The following is a 21,696-nucleotide window of genomic DNA, read 5'->3' as shown; positions in this document are numbered from 1 at the left end:
TGAGCGAAAACATGACCGATTTTCTTATCAAGCGACTTCCCTACGACCTCAGTTCCCATGCCGGACTGGCGTTGATTGGCAGATATCTCAAGCGCATCAATATCAACGCGCTGATCGATCCGGCCTTCCCGGTCCGCTCGGGCATTGCCAATAGCGACATCCTCAAGAGCTACCTCGGGCTGCTGTGCCTGGGCAAGAACGACTTTGACGCCATCGAGAGCTTTCGGGGTAACGCTTTTTTCATGCGCGCGCTGGGGTTGCAGGCGGTGCCGTCGAGTCCGACGCTGCGCCAGCGCCTGAACACCCAGGCCAGCGACTGGTTTGAACTGGCCGCGCAGATCAACCAGGCGCTGCTGGGCAGCCGTATTGAAGGGCGGCCCATTGATTTTGGCGCGCTGGGCTGCGGCTACACGCCAGTGGATCTGGACACCTTCGCGATGGACAACAGCGACACGCAAAAGGAACTGGTCGGGCGTACCTACGCGGGGGTTGATGGTTACTGTCCGCTGGCGGTGTACCTGGGCCGCCTGGGTTACTGTCTAGAGTTGGCGCTGCGCCCCGGCGTGCAGCATTCGGCCCGGGAGAGCGAGTACAACCTCGAACGCGCGCTGCCCCTGGCGGCAAGCCTGGTCAAGGGGCCTTTGCTGGTGCGTGCCGATTCGGGCTTTTGCTCTTTGAAGCTGATGCAGGAAATCTCGGCCCAGGGCGCGGCTCTTGGACGCGAGATAGCTCCTCAATCATCAAGTGGAACCCGCGCAAGACCCCAGTTGAGACGGTGGCAGTGGGAAAGGCGGGCGATCCGAACAATGCCTGGCAGACGCTGCGCCCGGGCAAACGCGAGTGCGTCTGGCAGGATAGGCTCGATCTGGTCGATGTCGGCAACCCAGCGAATCCGGCCCGGCGCGTTTACCGCCTGACCGAGCGCACGATCGACAAGTACGGCAATGCTTTGTTGCTGCCCGAATATGTGCTCGACGGCTGGACGACGACGCTGCCCGAGCGCTTTGAGGCGAAAGACATCATTGCGCTGTACGCCGACCACGCCACGCACGAGCAGTTTCACGCCGAGTTCAAGTCCGATATGGACCTGGAGCGCCTGCCCAGTGGCAAGTTTGACACCAATTATCTGGTCTGTCGGCTCGCTGCGGTCGCCATGAACCTGCTGCGCCTGATTGGACAAAACACCCTGAACGAGCCCGATGCGCCCGTGCGCCACCCGGCCCAGCGCCGGCGTATCAAGACGGTGTTGCACGAGATGATGTTCAAAGCCGCCCGCATGATCCGCCATGCTGGGCGTTGGGTGCTCGGCCTGGGCGCGAACGACAGTGGCTTTGCGGTGTTTGACCGGCATTACGGGCAACTCGCAACCGCGTAGCAGCGCAAATCCTCGCGCTGCCCCATGCTCCATTTACCTGGCCTGCGCGCAGCGCGGCATGTTCAGCCCTGGGCTGGAAAATCTTCATGCTGCTCAAAACCTGGGAAAACCGCCTTGCCCGCCCTCATGGCGTCGCCATAAACCGCTTCAGTACGCGACAGCACGGCATATTCCACCGGGATTTGTCCACTCCAGTTTGAAAATCAGGCCGCGTTTTTTGAACTCACGGATTCAGGAATGCGTCAAAGCCTTGAGGAAACCGAACAACGAAGACGCGCGCTCCCTAGGGGCAGTACGATACGTGCTGCTACAACTCCAGAAGAACCCAAAATGAACGAACTTGTCAAACTCCGCCAGCAAATTTCCGACATGGAAAAGCAGGCCGCTGAACTGCAGAAAAAGAACCGGCCTGCCGTGTTGACCCAGTTGCGTGAGCAAATGGCCGCCTACGGCATCACCGCCGAGGAGCTCAGTCGTCCGGCGGCCAGGGTACAAAAGCCAAGGCAGCCACTGGCCAAAGTAGCGAGTCCGACAAAAGGCAAGAAGCCGGCTGCGGCGTCGCCCGCGAAATACCGCGGACCCGAGGGTCAGGAATGGACCGGCCGCGGAACCGCGCCGAAGTGGCTCAACGACTTGCTCGTCGACGGCAAGACCCGGGAAGATTTCCTGATCGATCAGAACCGGGCCGCCTCTGGCAGCGCAGCAGCAGAGTAAACAAACAGGCGGCCCGAATCGGGTCGTTTTCTTTTCTGGAAGAGCGCCCCGATCAACTGCCCTTAGCGCAGCACCAGCACGGGAAGCCGGCTTTCGATGATGACGTTCTTGGTATGCGAGCCGAATACGAATTTCCCCACTCGGCTGCGCCCGTGCGTGACCATGACAATCATGTCGGCGCCAGCTTTTTCGGCCTCGTCAACGATGGTCTGATCGACCGTGTAAGAGGTCACATGATGGGCGGTGAACTGCACCCCTTTGGCTTGGGCGCGCGTTTCAAACTGCCCCAGCAAGGCTGCAGCGTGCGCTTCATTTTTGGATTCATGGTCCTTGATGCGATTCATGAACTCATCACCCCGCGGGGCGTTCGTGGAAAGCGGCAGATCGGGCTCGACCACAAAGCCCGTGATGCGCGCCCCCAATTGCACAGCGATTTCAATGCTGCCATCCATCGCACGGTGGGAGAGTTCGGAGCCGTCAACGGGCACAAAAAGATGCTTATACATGGGTGATGAATCCTCAACAAAAAAAGCAATGAACGTCTGCGCCTCAAACACCAGGCGCAGCGCTGAAAGTTCAGTGTAGCCAGTTCATGGCGCTGCTTTTGGCCATGGCCGGCTAAGAAGCCTGCCATCTTCCCGGGCACTGTTGAAAAGAGCTTCTACGCTTGGCAGCCACCTGGCGTCCTGCTGGAGCCATCGAGTCCCCAAGGCCGTTCATCACGCGGGATTTTGTATGTTCGCCGTGCCAGTGGATCAGGCGAGTGGGTCAGGCAAATGGGTCAGTGATGCCGGAGTGAACTGCCAGGCACGTCCAGACGCTGCTGCGTAAACCCTCAGATCCATCCCGGGGCGCAAGGCCATGTGCGCGCCGAGGACGGCGCTGAACGTTCATGGACAGCTAGGTCGGTAGCGATGGTGAACGGGATGGAAAAACGGGATACTGAATCATTTCGGCTGGACGGTGCATTTCTACCGCTGGACACGCGTGTTGCGCGCCAAGAAGGCAATGGCCCCGAGCTGGGCTGACGCATAATTTCAACTGTGCGGGTGCCAAAGCATTCGCACAGCGCTAGGCGATCGGTCCGTTTCGCAGGCGACAGCGCTACTTTTGTTCTGTGTTGTGCTCTCTAGACCCCATCGCTTTTGTTTTTGTGTTTTTCGAGGAATTCCCTTCATGGGCAACAAACTATACGTCGGCAACCTGCCTTACACGGTGCGTGACGAAGACCTGCAACAGTCTTTCGGTCAATTTGGCGCGGTCACCAGCGCCAAGGTCATGATGGAGCGTGACACGGGTCGCTCCAAAGGCTTTGGCTTTGTCGAGATGGCTAATGATGCCCAAGCGCAAGCGGCCATCAGCGGCATGAACGGCCAGCCTCTGGGCGGGCGCAGTATCACCGTGAACGAAGCCCGTCCGATGGAGGCACGTCCTCCACGCACCGGCGGCTTCGGCGGTGGGGGCGGTGGCGATCGTTCTGGCGGAGGCGGTTATGGTGGCGGTGGCGGCGATCGCTCTGGTGTTGGCGGCGGCTATGGCGGCGGTGGCCGTTCGGGTGGCGGCGGCTATGGCGGCGGTGGCCGTTCGGGTGGCGGCGGCTATGGCGGTGGCGATCGTTCTGGCGGCGATGGCTACGGTGGTGGTGGTGGTGGTGGTGGTGGTCGCGGCGGTTATTAAACCCTGCACACCCGGTCAACGGCAACGATGCTGCTTGCTACCGGCTGCCCTGGCCTTGCGCTGAGCAAGGCACAAAAGGCTTCGAAACTTCGGTGTTGAAGCCTTTTTACCTTGAAGAGCCTATGCAGGTTGGCGTCCAAGCACCATTGTCCCTATTGTCGATTTTCTGTTGCACCTCCATGCAAGCCGCAAGATCGGCTCAGCGTAAGAATTCCAGTCCTTTGAAGCGGGGACAGCCAGCATCGCCAGCATGGATCAAACTTCAATGGACCGCGATCTGCGTACCATGCGCCTGAAACCCTGGCCCCACAAGTTTTCATCACGACAAACTACCTTCCCCATGGACAACTCATCCTCTTACACGCCGCCCCATGTCTGGACTCATGCCAAGGAAAGCGGTGGCCGCTTTGCCAGCATCAACCGACCGACCGCAGGCCCCACCCATGACAAGGAGCTCCCGATCGGGCGCCATCCGCTGCAGCTTTATTCACTGGGCACGCCCAACGGCGTCAAGGTGACGGTGATGCTTGAAGAACTGCTGGCCGCAGGGCACACGGGCGCCGAGTACGACGCCTGGCTCATCCGCATCCAGGAGGGCGACCAGTTCGGCAGCGGTTTTGTTTCAGCCAATCCCAATTCCAAGATCCCGGCGTTGGTGGACCGCAGCGGACCGGCGCCGGTTCGGGTGTTTGAGTCCGGGGCGATCTTGCTGTACCTTGCCGAGAAATTCGGCGCCTTTCTTCCCGCGGACGGGCCCAGGCGCGCCGAATGCCTGTCGTGGCTGTTCTGGCAGATGGGCAGTGCGCCTTTTCTGGGCGGGGGGTTTGGTCATTTCTACGCTTACGCGCCCACAAAAATAGAGTACGCGATCGATCGGTACGCGATGGAGGTCAAGCGCCAGCTTGACGTGCTCGACCGTCGGCTCGCCGAAAGTGCCTATTTGGCGGGGGACGAGTACACCGTGGCCGACATGGCGGTGTGGCCCTGGTACGGCACGCTGGTCAAGGGCCAGCTGTACGAAGCGGGTGAATTCCTGCAGGTTCAGGCGTACCGCCATGTGCTGCGCTGGACGGACCAGATTGCCCAGCGTCCGGCCGCCCAGCGCGGCCGCATGGTCAACCGCACCATGGGCGCGCTGTCCAGCCAATTGCATGAGCGCCATGAAGCCGGCGACTTTGACACCCAGACCCAGGACAAGCTGGCTGCGCCAGTTTGAGGCTCAGTTGGCTTGCCTGTCCTGAGCTCCAACCGGAACTGAACCATGATCACCCTGTACGACTGCGCCACCGCGCCCAGCCCGCGCCGCGTCCGCATTTTGCTCGCCGAAAAAGGGATTTCCCATGAGACGGTCCAGGTGGACCTGAGGAATTCCGAACAATTGAGCGTCGCCTACCAACAAATCAATCCGCAGTGCACGGTCCCAGCGTTGCGCACGGGGGAGGGGGCCATGCTGACCGACAATGCGGCGATCACGGCCTACCTGGAGGCTCGTTACCCAGAGCCTCCGCTGCTGGGCACCACCCCGGACGAAAAAGCAGAAATCGCCAGCTGGAACTGGCGCGTCGAGTTCGAAGGGCTGCTGGCCGTCGCCGAAGCACTGCGCAACAGTGCGCCGGCCATGGCCAACCGGGCGCTGCCCGGGCAGATGAACTACCCGCAGATTCCCGAGCTGGCGCAACGCGGCTTGGTAAGGGTGCAGCAGTTCCTTGTCATGCTCAACGAACGCCTCTCTGACCGGGACTTCATCGCCACCGACCGTTTCAGCGTGGCCGACATCACTGCGGTGGTGGCCCTGGACTTTGCACGCGTAGTGAGAATCAAGCCCGGCGAACAACACCCGCACCTGCAGCGCTGGCGGGCGGCGATGGCCCAGCGGCCGTCGATGTCACTGTAGACGCGCAGCTCAGCGTGATGTTGTGTGGCCTGCGGCTGAAGCACCAAGCCTTGCCTATGGCGCACCCGCATTAAATTAACCGATCCCTGCCCAACCAAACCGGCTATTTCCATGCTTAAAGAAGTCCATGAATTCCCGCGTGAACGTTATGGCGCGTGGAAACACGCTGGACTTGCGGATTCTCTGGGCGCTTGAAGCAATGCAATTGCCTTTCTAGCAGATTCCAGCGATCAATGATGACGCGATCGTGCTGACTGAATTGGCCGCGATTGTGATTTACCGCGCAAAGAAGTCTGGCAAGTTATCCCTGACGATCGATCCCGTGGGGGGGGGAGCACAACAGCATTCAAATGGTGAAGAGCTTGTTGACTTTCCTTGATATGAGCCAAAATCCACATCGATGACTGCAACGAAAGCACAAAAGATCCGGACTTTAAATGGCCGGATCAAGAGGACCCGAACAACGCTTCCAGATCCACTGCTTCGGTTGAACTGTCGAGTTTCAAGCTGCGTTCGATGTGATCGAGATGCTCCAGCATCAGGCGTTCAGCACGCGCCGCATCTCGTTTAGTCACAGCATCGATGATTTCAGAATGCTCATCAGCGCGACAACTGGAAGCAGTCGGTGCATCGTACAAAATGATGATCAGACAAGTCAGGGTCGTCAGTTCGCGCATGCTGCGTGTCAAAGGAGCATTTCCAGCCAGTTCAGCCAACAACTGGTGAAACTCGCCGGTCAGGCGAACCATCGCCCGCTTGTCGTCGCGCCGCCGCGCATCGATTTCGAGTTCCTGGTGCTGGCGCAAGCGCGCCACTTTGTCGTTGGTCAAGGTGTGGATCAGGCGGCGCAGCAGCGCAGGCTCTATCAATCGCCGTGCCTCGAACACATCAAGGGCCTGCTCTGGCGAAGGCTGGGCCACAAAGGCACCGCGTTGCGGATAGAGGTTGACGATCTGCTCATGTGCTAAGCGCCCGAGCACTTCGCGTACCCGCGCGCGGCTCACACCAAAGATGTTGGCCAGACGGTCTTCGCCCAGCTTGGTGCCTGGGTGCAGACGATGCTCGACGATGGCACCGTAGATTTTTTCGTAAATACCGTCATTCGCAGTTTCGCGCTCAAGATGAACCACGGGGGGTGTTTTTTGCGCTGTGCGGGCCATATTTAAACTATTTGTTGGAAGCAATAGACTGATGCCAACTGGCACAAATACCAGGACGTCGGCAGGCGGGTCGACATCGACGCGATCCGCAAGGAGTTTATCAAGCCGTTTGTTGCGTATTGAAAGACATTTAGCGCCAGCCGTAAAGCTGGCCCCAGCCGCGCACGCCAGCCGGATCGACGCCCACCTTGCGCAGCATGCCCCAAACCGTGGTGCTGACAGTGTCGAGCAAAGGAATGGCAAGGCTGGCTTCAATTTCCTCAGCCAAACTGGCTGCATGCAAGTTGGTGCAGAAGGTAGTGAGGGCTTGGGGTTGCGCCGTAGAAACCTGCCTCATCAGTGCGCCTAGCGCTTCAGGTTCGACCAGCGCAAAGTCGTGGTTGACACTGATGCCCAGGTGGCGTTCAGCGACCACTTCAATACCCAGGGCGCGGTAGTTGCCGATGATGCGCTGCTGCACATCAGCCGTGTAAGGCGTCACCAGCGCCAACCGTTTGATGCCGCGCAGCGCCAGCAGTTCGTTCAAGGCCAGCACCGCCGTGGTGGCCGGGATACCGGTGTGCTGGTGAATGCGCTCGCACATCCGGACATCCGCATCAAAGCCCAGCCAGCCCGAGGACGTACCGCTCCAGCCAATCACATCGACTTTTGCATCGGCCAGCAACTCGGCAGCGGCCAGGATCTTGCTGTCGTCAAACTGCTCGAGCGCCTGTGTCTTTAGCGATATCTCCGTCACCCTGAAACGCGAAAAATGGGCCGTCACGCCAGGAATACTGGCGACGATGGCACTGGTCAGCGGCTCCAGCGCTGTGTTAGATGACGGTGTCAGCACACCAAGGCGAACGGGTGGGGTCAAGGCAAGCTCCGAATAAAAAGGAAGGCTTGTAATAAGGCCATTGCCTTATTACAAGTTTTGCTGCAAATGTTGACAATAGTGTAAACACTAAGATTGAATATTAACTATCACGTTAGCATGAATTGTCGTTCACAAATCGTGTTTGAGTGAAACAGGCCCAGAATTTGCTCTAGCTATCTCAATCTTTGCCATACACATCATGATGCACCAAAACAAACTTAACAAGATATTGTCAACATGCATGTTTTCATTGAAGTTAACCAAATTTCACCATTTTGGTGCATCCAGGGTACTGGCATGATTGATACAGCCTTTGATCTGGTCATCCGACATGCACGCATCGCCACGGCCAGCGATACCTTTAGCGCAGATATCGGTATCACTGGTGGACGGATTGTTCAGTTAGGAACGAATCTGGGCGCGGGCAAAAAAAAAATTGATGCCGCCGGCCGCACGGTCACCCCAGGCGGTGTCGATGCCCACTGCCACCTTGACCAGCCGATGGCGCCGCCGGTGCGCATGGCCGATGACTTCAACACCGGCACGCGTGCGGCGGCCTGCGGCGGCACGACGACCGTGATTTCCTTCGCAGCCCAGGAAAAAGGACAGTCGCTGCGGGCGGCCGTCGACGACTACCACCGGCGGGCCGATGGCCGCGCCCATATCGACTATTCCTTCCACCTGATCGTCAGCGACCCGACCGCGCAGGTCTTGACGGAGGAGTTGCCGGCGCTGATTGCCGAGGGCTACACCTCGTTCAAGATCTACATGACGTATGACGACTTGAAGCTCGACGATGGCCAGATCCTCGATGTGCTCGATGTGGCGCGCCAGCACGGCGCCATGGCGATGATCCATGCCGAGAATGCCGACTGCATCGAATGGCTGACCCGGCGGCTGGAAGCGGGCGGGCGTACCGCGCCGCGCTTTCATGCGCATGCGCGGCCAATGCTGGTGGAGCGCGAGGCCACGCATCGGGCCATCGCCCTGGCCGAACTGGTGGATGTGCCGATCCTGATCGTTCATGTTTCCGGCCGCGAGGCGATTGAGCAGATCCGATGGGCTCGTAGCCACGGGCTTCAGGTTTTTGCCGAAACCTGTCCGCAGTACCTGTTCCTGACCGCCGAGGACTTGGGAATCGATGACAGTTACCAGGGCGCCCGCTGCATCTGCAGCCCGCCGCCACGGGACAAGGCCAACCAGGAGATCATCTGGAACGGCCTCAACGATGGCCTGTTCACGCTGTTTTCGTCCGACCATGCGCCCTTCAACTACGACGGCAGCGAAGGCAAGAAGCCCGGCGGCAGCGAGGTCGAATTCCGTCATATTCCGAACGGCCTGGCGGGTATCGAAACCCGCATGGCACTGCTGTATTCCGAAGGCGTGCTCGGCGGGCGCATCACGCTGCAGAAGTTTGTCGAACTGACCGCGACCAACCCGGCCAAGGCCTACGGTCTGCATCCGCGCAAGGGCACGATTGCCATCGGTTCCGATGCCGACCTGGTGATCTGGGACGAGCGCGACCTGGTGCTGCGCAACACCCAGCTGCACCATGCGGTGGACCACACGCCCTACGAAGGCATGGCGCTGAAAGCCTGGCCTGGCCTCACGCTCTCGCGCGGCGAGGTGGTGTGGGATGGCCAGGAATTCCACGGTCGTGCCGGTAGCGGCCAGTTTCTGAGCCGGGGCGCGCCGTCCCTGATGCCGCGCCAGCCGGGAGGCCGCGCATGAAACTGTTGCTCATCAACCCGAACATCTCGGACAGCGTGTCGGCCTTGATCCGCAGCGAAGCCGAGCGCAGCGCATCGCCGGGCACGCACATCGAGGTGCTGACGGCGCCGTTTGGGGTGGCCTACATCGAGACTCGCTTTGAAGCGCTGATCGGCGGCTATGCGGCGGCCCAGTTGGCTGCCGAGCACCATGCGCAGTATGACGCTGTGGTGGTTGCCGCCTTCGGCGACCCCGGCCTGATGGCCTTGCGCGAAGTGCTGCCCATTCCGGTGGTGGGTTTGACCGACGCCGCGCTGACCAGCGCCTGCTTGCTGGGACGGCGCATTTCCATCATCGCCATTTCACAGCGCATCCAGGCCTGGTACCGCGAAGTGGTCGAGTCTTACGGGTTGGGCTCGCGGCTGGCCAGCATCCGTGCGCTGGACCGGCCGCTGGCCAGCATCGGCGCCGTTCAGGACGAGCATGCGCAGGCCCTGCAGGCGCTGGCCGAACGCGCGGTCGACGAGGACGGCACGGACGTGATCATCCTGGCCGGCGCACCGCTCGCCGGACTGGCGCGGCTGCTCAAGGGCCGTCTGCCGGTGCCGGCGGTCGATGGCGTGTCCAGCGCGGTACGGCAGGCCGAAACCCTGGTGGCGCTGCAGCCCGGCATGGCCCGGCGCGGCAGTTTTTCACCGCCGCCGCCCAAACCCCACCATGGCCTGCCGCCGGCCATTGCCCGGCTGCTGGACCCCTCGGCCTGACTTTCGTCTTTTATTCCATCCTCTATTCCATGCCACGAAAGACCGCCATGAAACTTCGCTCCCATTTCAAACTCCCCCTGATGGCCCGTATGGCCGCTGCCGCTGCCGTGACCTTCGGTTGCGCCATGGCGCCGGCAGCAGCCCAGCAAAAGCTGCAGATCGCCGGCAACTTCGCGTCCGAACACCCGAGCAGCGTGGCGGTCGAGCAGGTGTTCAAGAAAGAAGTCGCCCGGCTGACCAACAACCAGCTGCAGGTCGATGTATTTCCGGCGATGCAACTGGGCGGCGCCAAGGAAAACGTGGACGCCGTGCGTTCTGGCACGCTGGCACTGACCTGGGTCGGCGCGGCCTTCCTCTCCCGAATCGCGCCCGAACTGGAAGCGGTCAGCCTGCCCTTCGTATTTTCCAACCGTGAAATAGCTTTTCGCGTGATTGATGGCCCTGTCGGCGATGCCATCGACAAGAAGCTGCAAGCCAAGGGTTTTGTCTCGCTCGGCTGGATGGAGCTGGGCATGCGCCACATCACCAACAGCCGGGGTCCGATCAAGACCATGGCCGACCTCAAAGGACTCAAAGTGCGCCTGCAGCCCAATGAAACCCACCTCAACACCTTCCGGGCACTGGGCGCCAATCCGGTCGCCATGGACGTGAAGGAACTCTATTCGGCGCTGGAGCAGCATGTCGTCGATGCCCAGGAGAATCCCTACACCGTGATTTCGGCCGCGCGTTACGGCGAAGTGCAAAAGCACCTGTCCAACAGCGGCCACTTTTTCGACCTGATTGCCGTGGTGGCCAGCCGCAAGGCCTTCGAGCAGCTCAATCCCGAGCACCAGAAGGCGATCCGCGAAGCCATGACATCGACGATTGCGTTTCAGCGCAAGCTGGCCGAACAAGACGAGTCCAAGCGCCTGGCCGAGCTCAAGGGCAAGATGACCTACACCGAAATCTCTGCCGCTTCCCTCGATGAAATGCGCCGCGCAACCGCGCCTGTGATCGAGGATGTCAAAAAGCGCGCCGGCGCGGACCTGGTCAACCAGGTGCTGGCCGAAGTGGCCAAGCGCTAAGGAAATCGAGCCATGGAGAGTGCCATGACAGCAAAAACAAACGCAACTGAAATGCCCGGTCAGCCGATTGCGGCCGTTGCGCACCCCCTGGCGGAGCGGATGCTGGGCGGGCTGGACCGTCTGGTGACCACCATTTTGCTCGCCACCGTGGCGGTGATGGTGGGCGTGGTGTCGGCGCAGGTCGCGCTGCGCTACGGCTTCAACCTGTCCCTGGACTGGGCGGACGAGGTCGGGCGGCTCGCTTTCGTCTGGTCCATCTTCATGGCCATTCCGCTGGGGGTGCGCCAGGGTTCGCACATCGGCATCAACATCCTGGTCGACAAGCTGCCGCCAGGCTGGCAATTGGCCTTCAGGCGCGCGGCGGCAGCCCTATGCGCAGCCCTGATGCTGGCCATCGCGTGGGCGTCCCTGGGAGTGGCGCAGGAGCAGTGGGATGAACTGATGGCGACCGTGGACTGGAGCGTTGGCTGGTTCATCGTGCCAGTCGGACTGGGCGCGCTGCTGAGTGCCCTGCACCTGGCGCGGATCGCCATCGTCGGCGCGCCCCTGCCTGCCCTGGGAGGTGCCGAATGAGCCTTGCCGTCATCATCTCCTTCATGGGGCTGGCCCTGCTGGGCCTGCCTATCGCCTTTTCCATGGGCGTGGCCGCGCTGGGCGCGCTGTGGTACAGCGGAGTGGACTTCAGCATGGTGCCGCAGCGCATGATGCATGCGGTCAATTCATTCCCGCTGATGTCGATTCCCTTCTTCATGCTCGCCGGCGAACTGATGATCAAGGCCGGCATCGTCGAGCGCCTGATTGCGCTGGCCAACACCCTGGTGGGCCGGGTGCGTGGCGGCATGGCGCATGTCACCATGCTGTCAGGCGCGGGCCTGGCGACCGTGTCGGGCGCGGCGGTCTCGGACGCCAGCGCGCTGTCGTCGATGCTGGTGCCGTCGCTGACCAAGATCTACGACAAAGGGTTTGCCACCGCCATCGTGGCCGCTGCCGCCAACCTCGGGCCGATCATCCCGCCTTCAGGCGCCATGATCGTGTATGCCTTCATGGCGGGCTCGTCGGTGTCGGTCGGCGGCATGTTCATGGCCGGTGTGGTGCCCGGACTGATCATCACCGCCGGTTTTCTCGCCATCTGTTCGTGGATCGCCACGCGCCGCGGCTGGGCTGTCACGGGCGAGCCGTTTCGGATGGCCGCCGTACTGAAGGAACTGCGGCGCTCGCTGATCGTGCTGGCCATGCCGGTGCTGGTCATCGGCGGCATTGTCGGCGGCGCCTTCACCGCCACGGAAGGCTCGGCGATTGCGGTGGTGTATTCCATGGCGCTGGGATTTTTCGTCACTCGAACGCTCAAGCTGGCCGATCTGCCCGGCATCGTGGTGCGGGCGGCCATCACCTCGGGCATGGTGGGCGCGCTGATCGCTTTTGCCTCCATCATCACCTACCTGATGACGGTGGACCTGCTGCCGCAGCAGCTCTCGGAACTGCTGCGCGGGCTGACGAGCAATCCGCTGGTGTTTCTCGCGCTGGTCGCCTTGCTGCTCTTTGTGGTCGGCATGTTCCTCGAATCGAACGCGGCCTACATCATGCTGGTGCCGCTGCTGCATCCAATTGCCCTGCAGTACGGCATCGATCCGCTGCATTTTGGCTTCCTGTTTGTTCTCAACCTGGTCATCGGCATGCTGACGCCGCCGGTGGGTGTGGTGCTGTTCGTTGTTTGCGGCGTGACCGGCGTGCGCATGCGCGAGCTGGTCAGCAACCTCTGGCCCTTCATCCTGCTGATGTACGGCGTGCTGCTGGTCTGCATGCTGGTGCCTTCTTTCGTGACGGCCCTGCCGCGCGCGCTCGGCTATTAACCGCTTTGGTAGGCACAAAGGACAAGTGCATGTCATTTTTCTCAGCCGTTGCGCCATGTCATTTGGCGCGCGGCAGTTCAATCCCGTTTCCCAACCGCAATCGAAAAAAGGAGTTCCCCTATGTTCCGTCTTACCAAAACCTTCGCCGCATTGAGCCTGGCCGTGGGCTTGACCATGGCAGCAAGCGCGCAGGAGCGCATCACGTTCAAGGTGGTCGGCCAGCCGGCCGCGACCGGCCTGATCCAGAAAAACAAGGAAAAACCATTTTTCGACAATTTCGCCAAGAACACGGGCCTGCCCATCGATGCCGAGTACAAGTCCATTGACACCTTGGGCATCAAGGACACGGAGCAGTTGCGTGTGTTGAAGGCGGGCTTGTTCGACATCGTTTCGCTGCGGGTCTCGCAGAACTCACGCGATGAGCCAACGCTGCTGGGCATGGACCTCGTCGGCGCGTCACCCGACTACCCGACCGCCCGGAAAGTTTACGACGCCTATTTAGAGACGCTCGACACTCGCCTGCAAAAGAGTTTTCAGGTCAAGCTGCTGGGCGTCTGGCCATTTGGCCCGCAGATCTTGTTTTGCAAGAAGCCGATCACCAAGCTGGGCGACCTGGCGGGCATGAAGGTGCGCGTCTACGACCAGAACCTGTCCAAGTTCATTGAATCCGTCGGCGGCACGCCGGTGCCCCTTTCATTTACCGAGGTGCACCAGTCTTTGTCGCTGGGCGTTGTCGATTGCGCCATCTCCGGCCCCAGCTCTGCCAATTCGTCGAACTGGCCCGAGGTAACGACCCACCAGTACCCGATAGGGTTCCAGATGGCGCTCAACGGATACGCGATCTCGCTCAAGTCCTGGAACAAACTGACCCCGGACCAGAAAACAAAAATGCAGACGGCCTTCAAGACGCTGACCGACGATATCTGGACCTATTCGCAGGAACTGACGCAGGACGCGCTCAATTGCAACGCAGGCAAGGACCCATGCACCACTGGCAAGAAGTTCAATCTCGTCAATGTGCCCGTCAAGCCCGAGGATATTGCCACCTTGCGCAAGGCCGTGTCCACAGTTTCGCTGCCGACTTGGGGTGAGATCTGCGACAAGTCCAATCCAGGCTGCTCTGATGCCTGGAAGAAAACCGTCGGCAAGGTGATCGGCGTTCAGTAACTGTGCGGGTGGGTGGCGTGCCGCTGGGTGCTGCCCACTGAACTGCATTCAACAAGGATGACATGATGAAAGATTTCATCGAGCGCTGGCTCGGAACACTGTTTGGCCTGATTTTCATGGGCCTGTCGGTGGTGGTGACGGTGGAGACCGTGATGCGCAAGGTCTTCACCGTGTCGCTTCAGGGTGCCGATGAACTGGGTGGCTACGCGCTGGCCATCGGTGCCACGATCGCTTTCAGTCTGGCACTGATCGGCCGCACGCACATTCGCGTGGATGTCTTTCACGAGCGCTTGCCGGCGTGGTTGCAAACGGCGTTGAACTGGTTGTCGGTCACCTCCCTTGCCGCGTTCGCCGGCTTGATGGCCTGGCTGGCCTGGTTCGTGATCCGGGACACACAGGCTTACCAAAGTGTGGCGCAGACGCCCTGGGCGACCCCCTTGGTCTACCCGCAAAGCGCTTGGCTGCTCGGTCTGATCATGTTCGCCCTGGTCTCTGCAGCATTTGCGATCCATGCGTCGATCCTACTGCTGAGCGGCCGTACCGACGAGCTGAACGCCGATTACGGCCCGCGCTCGACCAAGCAGGAAGTCGATGAAGAGGTTGAAGATCTCAAGACGCGCTCAAGCGACGATGCGCCCCATGTCCATCACATTACCGCCCCGGGAGCCCGCGCATGAACGTCACTTACATCCTGCTCGCCTTTGGCCTCATGCTCGGCATGATGCTGCTAGGGCTGCCCATCGCCGTTGCAATGGCGGGGGTTGGAATCGTCGGCGGCCTGCTGGCTTACGGCATGCCATTCATCGACTCCATCGCCCCGGTGCTTTGGGGCGTGCACAACGACAACTTGCTGACGGCCGTCCCGTTGTTTGTGCTGATGGGCGAATTGCTGCTGCGCTCGGGTATCGCCGACCGCATGTTCGGCGCACTGGCTGCCTGGCTGGGCCGGCTTCCCGGTGGCTTGCTGCACACCGGCATCGGCTGCAGCGCCCTGTTCGCGGCCACCTCAGGCTCATCGGTGGCCACTGCAGCCACCGTGGGCACGGTGGCGTTGCCATCGCTGTACAAGCGCGGCTACCGGATGGACATGTCGCTCGGGGCGATCGCAGCCGGCGGCACGCTGGGCATCCTGATCCCGCCATCGGTCAACATGATCATCTATGGCTCGTTGACCGATACCTCTATCGGCAAGCTGTTCATTGCCGGCATCCTGCCTGGACTCTTGCTGACCGGGTGTTTCATGCTCTTCATCATGGGCCACGCGCTCCTGACGGGCAGCACCATCCGTGAGGAAAAGGTGCCGCTGGCGCAGCGCTTGCGCCTGCTGAAAGACCTGATTCCGCCAGCGGTGGTGTTCTTCATCGTGATGGGCAGCCTCTACACCGGTCTGGCAACGACCACCGAATCGGCCGCGCTCGGTGTTGTCACCTCAGTGTTCTTCGCCTGGCACGGCGGAAAGCTGAACTGGACGCTGCTGCAACACTGTTTTGTGCAAACCGCCAAGACCAGCGGCATGATCCTCTTGATCATCACCGCCGCGTTCATCCTGAATCTGGCCATCAGTCTGACGGGCGTTGCCGAGGCGATGACCACCTGGGTGACATCGTTCGGTCTGTCGGCCACCCAGATGCTGCTGGTGCTGGTCGTCTTTTATTTCGTGCTTGGCATGTTCATGGACGTGCTGTCGATGATGGTGGCGACCATTCCGATCACCTTTCCAATCGTCACCCACCTGGGGGTCGATCCGGTCTGGTTCGGCATCTTCATTGTTCTGATGTGCGAGTTGGGCATGATCACGCCGCCGGTGGGCATGAACCTGTTCGTCGTGCATGGCATCCGGCCGGACAAGGGCGGCATCCGTGACGCCATGGTGGGCGCCGTTCCCTACGTCATCATCATGCTCGTGTTCACGCTGCTGATCATCGCATTCCCGGGGATCGTCTCCTGGCTGCCCTCGAAGATGTGAGGCGAATGCAATGACCGAATCACCTGAACTCTGGCGTCTTTCCGCTGTGGAACTGCACCGCCGCTTTCGCGAGGGCTCATTGACGCCGCTGGCGGTGGCGCAGGACTGCTTGGTGCGGCTCGACGCGGTCAATCCGCACCTGAACGCGATCGTTGTCCGCCGCGACGAGCGGTTTCTAGAGGAAGCGGAGGCGGCTACCAGGCGCCACGCTCAAGCGCAGCCCTTGTCAGCACTCGATGGCATCCCCTTGACCGTGAAGGACAGCCTGCTGACGTCTGATATGCCAACGACCTGGGGCACACCAGCCCTGCGCCAGCACCAGACCGGGCACGACGAACTGGCGGTGGCCCGCGCCCGCGCCGGCGGGGCCCTCATCGTCGGCAAGACCAACGTGCCCGAGTTTGCGCTTGAAGGTTATACGGACAACCCGCTGTTCGGTGTCACTGGCAATCCGTGGGCGCCGGCGTTGACGCCTGGCGGCTCCAGCGGCGGCGCCGTGGCCGCCGTGGCCGCCGGTATCGCGCCGCTGGCCATTGGCCAAGACGGGGGAGGGTCGATCCGGCGGCCGGCCTCGCACGCAGGGGTGGTGGGCCTGAAGCCATCGCTCAGTGCATGGCCGCGTGAGCATGCGCTGCCCAGTTTGCTGCTGGACTTCGAAGTGATCGGCCCGCTGGCGCGCACTGTGGCCGACACGCAGTTGCTGTTCGAGGCGCTGCGCGGACCGGCGCCGGTCGACCGGTCGTCGCTCGCTGCGGCGCAAGCGGCGGTTCAACCTCGCCAGGCCGGGCCATTGCGCGTGCTGTATGTCGAGCGCATGGGAGACGCGCCGCTGGATCCGCAGATTGCCGCCAGTGTGGGGCGCGCCGTAGGGCAACTGGCAGCTCTTGGCCACCGTATCGAAGCAGGTGCGCTGCCTCTGGATCTGGGTTTTTTTTCCGAAGCCTGGCCGCAGATCGGACAGATCGGTCTGGCAAGCATGTTCGATCAGCATCCGCTTTGGGAAGGCATGGCCTCACGGCAGTACCGCGATATGGCTGAGGCCGGCCGTCGCCTGCCAGCGTCCCGTTTGTGGCAGATTATCGAGCGGGTCAAGCAACTTCGCCGTGACAGCCAGCAGCTTTTCGAGCATGTGGATGTGATCGTGATGCCGTCCGCCGCAGCGCTGCCGTGGGCAGCGAGCGAAGCTTATCCACAGCGCATCGATGGCCGGGAGGTTGGACCCCGGGGGCACGCCATCTATACCGGTTGGGTCAACGCCGCTGGACTGCCTGGGCTTGCTTTGCCGGCCTCGCCATCGGCCGAAGGCTTGCCGATCGGCTTGCAGCTGGTCGGTGGTTACGGTAGCGATGAGGCATTGCTGGCGCTCGGGGCTCAATACGAAGCAATCGCGCCATGGGCCCATCGTTGGCCCTCGCTCTAACCGAGAAAAGCACTCCCATGAAAGCAATCCCATGACTGACGAGACAACTCGCCGCTTGATTGAAGCACGGCGCAGCGGCCAGCCTTCGATGGCCGCAGGTGCTTGCCCCACGGATGCAAAAGCGGCCTATGCCGCGCAGGACGCAGTCGCCCAGGCGTTGGGCTGGTTCGATGCGGAGCCAGCACGTCACTGGAAATCCGGCGGGCCTTCGCGGGCGTCTGCGCTGACGCACGCGCCGCTGCCCCCGCAAGGTGTGTGGACGAGTCCGGCCCAGGCCGCAGGATGGCCATTTCATTTGCGCGGCATCGAAGCCGAAATCGCATTGCGTCTGCAATGCGACGTTGATGCGGCGCTGGCGATGACGCTGGGCGAAAGCTGCGCGATGGAACTGGTCGACGCGATGTGCGTGTCAATCGAGGTGGTTGATTCGCGCTGGGAAGAAGCGCTCGAGGCGCCGCCATTTGCGAAATTGGCCGATCTGCAGTCGCATGGCGCACTCATCCCCAGCGCCTGGTCCTCTTATGTCCCACGCGACTGGAGCAAGCAATTGTGCCGGGTAGAAATTGGCACCAAGACCAGGATTGAGCGCTGTGGCACCCATTCGCTGGGAGATCCAGCTTTCCTGCTTCCGGCGTGGTTACGTCACGCCACACAAGGTGGGCGTAGCGTCCTGGCCGGAACCGTGGTAACCACCGGCACCTGGGTTGGCATTCTGAACGCTTCAGCAGGTGACCTCGTGACTGCCGTATTCCCAGGCATTGGCAACGCATCCGTCCAGCTTTAGCATGGGCATGGGCATCTGTGAGTTCAACGAGATCGTGCTTTCGAAAAGCAAACTGAACATTTTTTCCTAATGATTCATCCATGGCCGCCATTTCTTGCAAGTACCACAGTCATGCGCAAGCACTTGCCTGATCATATTGCGCGCGCGCTCAGCAGGCTGAACATGGCTCATCGCAGGGTCAGCATCTGCAATCAATAACTGTTTGCGCCCTTAAAGTGAAAGTTGGCAATGAACGAGTTGATCCGGGATTTTGTGGGCTATGGACGTGTCCAGCCCCAGTTTGTATGGCCAGGAGCCAAGCGAATAGCGCTTAGCGTCGTAGTCAACTACGAGGAAGGCGGCGAGAGCTGTGTGCTCGACGGCGATGAGTGCTCGGAGTTTCTCAACAGTGATGTTGCCGACGCCCAGCCTCGTCCGGGACGGCGAAACCTTGCGGTCGAGTCCCACTATGAGTACGGTAGCCGCGTGGGTCACTGGCGCCTTCTTGATCTGCTGCGCGAGTGCAGGATTCCTGCAACCTATTTTGCGGTTTCCAGCGCTCTTGAGAAGCATCCTGAGGCGGCACGCTCAATCGTACAAGAAGGGCATGAAGTGGTTTCGCATGGTGCGCGGTGGATCGACTATGACGCAGTGGACTGTGAAACCGAAAACCAGCACATGAGGCAGTCCCTCGATGCGATCGAACGCTTGTGCGGCGTGCGACCCGTTGGCTGGTATACCGGCCGGGTCAGCATGAACACCCGCGCCCTGGCCCAAAAACACGGGCTTCTTTATGACTGTGATGCTTACAACGATGACCTGCCCTATTGGACAAGGGCCAACAATTGCCCACATTTGGTTGTGCCGTACAGCTTTGACTGCAATGACATGCGGTTTGCGTCCGCGCCCGGTTTCAACACCCCGGATGATTTCATTGGCCATCTGCAGCGCACGCTCGATTGTTTGCGCAGAGAAAGCAAAACGCACCCCAGGATGATGTCGATCGGACTTCACCTGCGATTGGCCGGGCGTCCTGGCCGAGCAGAAGCATTGCGCGAATTCCTCCTGCGTGCGGCTGAGCACAGTGACATCTGGTTCTGCCGGCGCCAAGACATTGCCCGGTTTTGGCTTGAACGTTTTCCGGCGCCTGCCGCATCATCATGAAGACACTGTTTCTAAATCCCAACTCAAGCGACACGATCACAAAAATATTGAGGCGCCAGATCGCCGCGCAGGGTTGGTTGCCTGACAGCTATGAGGTCTGTTGCCTGGCGGGAGCGCCGCAAATTATTGGCTCTTTGCAAGATGAGTTCAAATCGCAGGCACTGCTTGAAAAACATTACAAGGAGCTGACCCACGGCTTCACGCGACTGGTGATGATGTCGTCACTGGATACTGGATTTGAGACCGCGCGTCGATTGGGCGGCGTCGATGTCCACGGTTTTACACGCAGTGTCCTTGCCTGGCATCGAAGTCAGGCGCAGCAGCTGCAGGTGATCACCTTTGACTCATCAATGACTCCTCTTTATCAAGCGCTTTTTTCAATGGAAGAAAATCAAAGCGTTGTATTGAACACCACGGTAATGGCGTTCGCCCCGGCCGCTGTCGCTGAAGCGAAAGAGGCTGTACTTGATTTGCTGCGCAAGACATGCCGGCAATTGACTGAAGCGTCTTCTGCGCCGATTTTCATCGTCGGTGCTGTTGGTCTGGATTTGGGTGAGGCATTGCGCCAGGAAGAATTTAAGCAAGTTATCGATCCAGTCGCCAACCTGATTGCCCACTTGCAGTGCTTGGCCAGCGGGTCGTAATTGCACCGTCCGTCGCGTTTGCGCCCGACCACCAGCCGGGCCAACAACCGAGGTTGCGGGGGTGTTCGCGCAAGAGGGAATCGGCCTGCATGCGCCTTCTGGCCTGCGCAAGGAAACCGGCGACGGCCGAATTAACCTCGGCAATGCTGCGCTCGAGCTGGCGGTCGGCCGCAGAGCGCATGAAGCGCCAGATCGGCACGGGCGAGAGGATGCGTTTGTTAAGGGCCGGGAAGATTTTGTCCAGGTGCTGCTGGATCACGTCGTCGTCAGACTCCAGCGTATTGACCCGTGCGCCGAATGCCAGACCCTGCTGAGCGGCCCGTTGCCAGCGCCCGACCAGGCGCTGCGAAACCGCCTGCAAGGCGGGGAAGTAGCGCTTGACATGCCCCGGATCAAACCCCGCCATCACCATGCGGCGTTGGCGCCGCCAGGTGTCGCCATTGGCGGCGAACACGCCGAGCGGCAAACCCATTTCGATACAGATGGCTTTGAAGCGGGTCGTGCGGCGCAGGCCGTCAGGCCGATCACGCAAGAGCGAAGCCACCACCTGATGGTCACCGACCACCAGCATCTTGCGATTGCCAATTTGCAGCTTGAACAGGGGTCCGTACTCGCCGCACCACTGTTCGAGTTGCTGGTGAAAGCGCGGCGCTTCGATCTGCAGTGCATTGCCCAGCAGTGGAATGCCGCGCGGACCCGGCAGTTCGTCATAGTGGCGCAGAACGTGCGGCGGTTGTGCCACGAGTTTGTCCGGTATGTCGGTTTGCATGATGGCCTCGCTTTCCTTCGCGGCTCATCGAGCGTGGGCCAAGGCCCAAAGCCTCGGGCCTGCCCTGGCAGGCTGCGCCGCATCAACTGATGACGTGCGCACAACACATTGTGGGCGAAGTCATCCCTCTCAAACAGGTCCGGTAGCCAGTGCTTACGGCTTTTTCCGAAATTGAAATCTTGTACAAAGGTTGTGCAACGGGTTTTTGACCTTCGCAAAGGTTCATTCTCCGGCAGGGTATGCGGCACGGTGTCGGTGGACAGGCCCATGGGCTTTTGAATGTCACTCAGTGCGTATTCGGTCCCCCAGGCGGGTCCTTGGCGCTTGTACAGCAGCGGCTCGATGGTGTGCTGGAACTCGCGCTCGCCCACCTGCAGGGCACCTGGCTGTTGACGCCGACCTGAAATTGGGTCTTGCTCACTTGGTGCTTGCGCAAGAAAGCGATTTCATGGCGCTGGCAGCTCCCGCTCAAGGCTGTCCGAATGCTGGAATCGACGTGTCAAACGGCTTGAGCGGGGCCCCCTGGTAGATCGTCGGCCGGCACAGCCACATCTGCACAAACTCATGGGTTCGCTTGTTGATGACTTCCACCTCCGTGCCCCGGATCAACATTGCGTCCGCCGTGGTCATCAGCAATTCCGGATCAAAGACGGTGGCCACCGTCTGCCTGGTGCAGCCGTTGATGAGGAAGAGGTTGGCCACCCGCATGTGGCGCTTGAAGTTGTTGCTCGAACCATCC

Annotated in this window: 23 protein-coding genes; 18 read left to right on the top strand and 5 right to left on the bottom strand. The window is 60.8% G+C overall.

Features of this window, described 5'->3' with window-relative positions:
* From EC86_RS29330 to EC86_RS0125410, 3 genes are all read left to right on the top strand, one after another.
* Positions 1-917, top strand: a 917-nt coding sequence (locus tag EC86_RS29330) for a transposase (RefSeq protein ID WP_232230067.1), incomplete at its 5' end; no start/stop codon positions are given.
* 32 nt (positions 918-949) lie between these two features.
* Entirely contained in the window at positions 950-1,375 is a 426-nt protein-coding gene (locus EC86_RS30660; protein WP_198026728.1) for a transposase, read from the top strand.
* Positions 1,376-1,705: 330 nt separating this feature from the next.
* Positions 1,706-2,089, top strand: coding sequence for an H-NS histone family protein (locus tag EC86_RS0125410; protein ID WP_051676412.1), 384 nt, complete (start codon positions 1,706-1,708; stop codon positions 2,087-2,089).
* Positions 2,090-2,151: 62 nt separating this feature from the next.
* On the opposite strand, the gene EC86_RS0125405 is transcribed toward EC86_RS0125410, so the two are convergent.
* Complete coding sequence (locus EC86_RS0125405) at positions 2,152-2,646, bottom strand: universal stress protein (protein ID WP_232230066.1); 495 nt, start codon at positions 2,644-2,646, stop codon at positions 2,152-2,154.
* A gap of 619 nt (positions 2,647-3,265) precedes the next feature.
* On the opposite strand from EC86_RS0125405, the gene EC86_RS0125400 reads away from it, so the two are divergent.
* The 3 genes from EC86_RS0125400 (at position 3,266) to EC86_RS0125390 (ending at position 5,660) form a co-directional block, all read left to right on the top strand.
* Positions 3,266-3,766: an RNA recognition motif domain-containing protein gene (locus EC86_RS0125400; protein WP_029528535.1), complete on the top strand. Its 501-nt coding sequence runs from the start codon at positions 3,266-3,268 to the stop codon at positions 3,764-3,766.
* A 340-nt stretch (positions 3,767-4,106) separates the two neighbouring features.
* Complete coding sequence (gene yghU, locus EC86_RS0125395) at positions 4,107-4,982, top strand: glutathione-dependent disulfide-bond oxidoreductase (protein ID WP_029528534.1); 876 nt, start codon at positions 4,107-4,109, stop codon at positions 4,980-4,982.
* 45 nt (positions 4,983-5,027) lie between these two features.
* A complete protein-coding gene (locus EC86_RS0125390; RefSeq protein WP_029528533.1) occupies positions 5,028-5,660 on the top strand; it encodes a glutathione S-transferase family protein in 633 nt (210 codons plus the stop codon).
* A gap of 446 nt (positions 5,661-6,106) precedes the next feature.
* On the opposite strand, the gene EC86_RS0125385 is transcribed toward EC86_RS0125390, so the two are convergent.
* Together EC86_RS0125385 and EC86_RS0125380 are read right to left on the bottom strand one after the other, a co-directional pair.
* A complete protein-coding gene (locus EC86_RS0125385; protein ID WP_051676410.1) occupies positions 6,107-6,820 on the bottom strand; it encodes a GntR family transcriptional regulator in 714 nt (237 codons plus the stop codon).
* 130 nt (positions 6,821-6,950) lie between these two features.
* Entirely contained in the window at positions 6,951-7,676 is a 726-nt protein-coding gene (locus EC86_RS0125380) for a maleate cis-trans isomerase family protein (RefSeq protein WP_029528531.1), read from the bottom strand.
* A 297-nt stretch (positions 7,677-7,973) separates the two neighbouring features.
* Here EC86_RS0125380 and hydA point away from each other — a divergent pair, with 297 nt between their 5' ends.
* The 12 genes from hydA to EC86_RS29325 all read left to right on the top strand — a co-directional run bounded on the left by hydA (position 7,974) and on the right by EC86_RS29325 (position 20,188).
* Entirely contained in the window at positions 7,974-9,407 is a 1,434-nt protein-coding gene (gene hydA, locus EC86_RS0125375) for a dihydropyrimidinase (RefSeq protein ID WP_029528530.1), read from the top strand.
* A complete protein-coding gene (locus EC86_RS0125370) occupies positions 9,404-10,150 on the top strand; it encodes an aspartate/glutamate racemase family protein (protein WP_029528529.1) in 747 nt (248 codons plus the stop codon). The genes hydA and EC86_RS0125370 overlap by 4 nt, the downstream gene beginning before the upstream one ends.
* A 47-nt stretch (positions 10,151-10,197) precedes the next feature.
* Positions 10,198-11,214 carry a TRAP transporter substrate-binding protein gene (locus EC86_RS0125365; RefSeq protein WP_051676409.1) on the top strand — a complete coding sequence of 339 codons (1,017 nt, stop codon included), beginning with the start codon at positions 10,198-10,200 and terminating at the stop codon, positions 11,212-11,214.
* Positions 11,215-11,238: 24 nt separating this feature from the next.
* Positions 11,239-11,787 carry a TRAP transporter small permease gene (locus EC86_RS0125360; RefSeq protein ID WP_198026924.1) on the top strand — a complete coding sequence of 183 codons (549 nt, stop codon included), beginning with the start codon at positions 11,239-11,241 and terminating at the stop codon, positions 11,785-11,787.
* Complete coding sequence (locus EC86_RS0125355; protein ID WP_029528526.1) at positions 11,784-13,064, top strand: TRAP transporter large permease; 1,281 nt, start codon at positions 11,784-11,786, stop codon at positions 13,062-13,064. The genes EC86_RS0125360 and EC86_RS0125355 overlap by 4 nt, the downstream gene beginning before the upstream one ends.
* A 120-nt stretch (positions 13,065-13,184) precedes the next feature.
* Positions 13,185-14,231: a TRAP transporter substrate-binding protein gene (locus tag EC86_RS0125350; RefSeq protein WP_029528525.1), complete on the top strand. Its 1,047-nt coding sequence runs from the start codon at positions 13,185-13,187 to the stop codon at positions 14,229-14,231.
* A gap of 65 nt (positions 14,232-14,296) precedes the next feature.
* Positions 14,297-14,908 carry a TRAP transporter small permease subunit gene (locus EC86_RS0125345; RefSeq protein WP_051676422.1) on the top strand — a complete coding sequence of 204 codons (612 nt, stop codon included), beginning with the start codon at positions 14,297-14,299 and terminating at the stop codon, positions 14,906-14,908.
* Complete coding sequence (locus tag EC86_RS0125340; protein WP_029523712.1) at positions 14,905-16,197, top strand: TRAP transporter large permease; 1,293 nt, start codon at positions 14,905-14,907, stop codon at positions 16,195-16,197. Before EC86_RS0125345 ends, EC86_RS0125340 begins: the two co-directional genes overlap by 4 nt.
* A 10-nt stretch (positions 16,198-16,207) precedes the next feature.
* Positions 16,208-17,617 (top strand): amidase, encoded by a 1,410-nt coding sequence (locus EC86_RS0125335; RefSeq protein ID WP_029528523.1) that lies wholly within the window; start codon positions 16,208-16,210, stop codon positions 17,615-17,617.
* Positions 17,618-17,648: 31 nt separating this feature from the next.
* Positions 17,649-18,401 carry a fumarylacetoacetate hydrolase family protein gene (locus EC86_RS0125330; protein ID WP_029528522.1) on the top strand — a complete coding sequence of 251 codons (753 nt, stop codon included), beginning with the start codon at positions 17,649-17,651 and terminating at the stop codon, positions 18,399-18,401.
* A 228-nt stretch (positions 18,402-18,629) separates the two neighbouring features.
* Positions 18,630-19,544: a polysaccharide deacetylase family protein gene (locus tag EC86_RS0125325; RefSeq protein ID WP_029528521.1), complete on the top strand. Its 915-nt coding sequence runs from the start codon at positions 18,630-18,632 to the stop codon at positions 19,542-19,544.
* Positions 19,541-20,188, top strand: a complete 648-nt coding sequence (locus EC86_RS29325) for an aspartate/glutamate racemase family protein (protein ID WP_029528520.1) — start codon at positions 19,541-19,543, stop codon at positions 20,186-20,188. The genes EC86_RS0125325 and EC86_RS29325 overlap by 4 nt, the downstream gene beginning before the upstream one ends.
* Here EC86_RS29325 and EC86_RS28320 read toward each other — a convergent pair.
* Positions 20,130-20,957 carry a cytochrome P450 gene (locus EC86_RS28320; protein WP_084181783.1) on the bottom strand — a complete coding sequence of 276 codons (828 nt, stop codon included), beginning with the start codon at positions 20,955-20,957 and terminating at the stop codon, positions 20,130-20,132. The genes EC86_RS29325 and EC86_RS28320 overlap by 59 nt on opposite strands.
* Positions 20,958-21,425: 468 nt before the next feature.
* Positions 21,426-21,665 (bottom strand): hypothetical protein, encoded by a 240-nt coding sequence (locus EC86_RS0125305; RefSeq protein WP_029528518.1) that lies wholly within the window; start codon positions 21,663-21,665, stop codon positions 21,426-21,428.
* Positions 21,666-21,696 lie beyond the last annotated feature (31 nt).

This window comes from Polaromonas glacialis, from assembly GCF_000709345.1.
GTDB classification, from domain to species: domain Bacteria; phylum Pseudomonadota; class Gammaproteobacteria; order Burkholderiales; family Burkholderiaceae_C; genus Polaromonas; species Polaromonas glacialis.
This window is presented reverse-complemented; position numbering and strand designations above follow the sequence as displayed.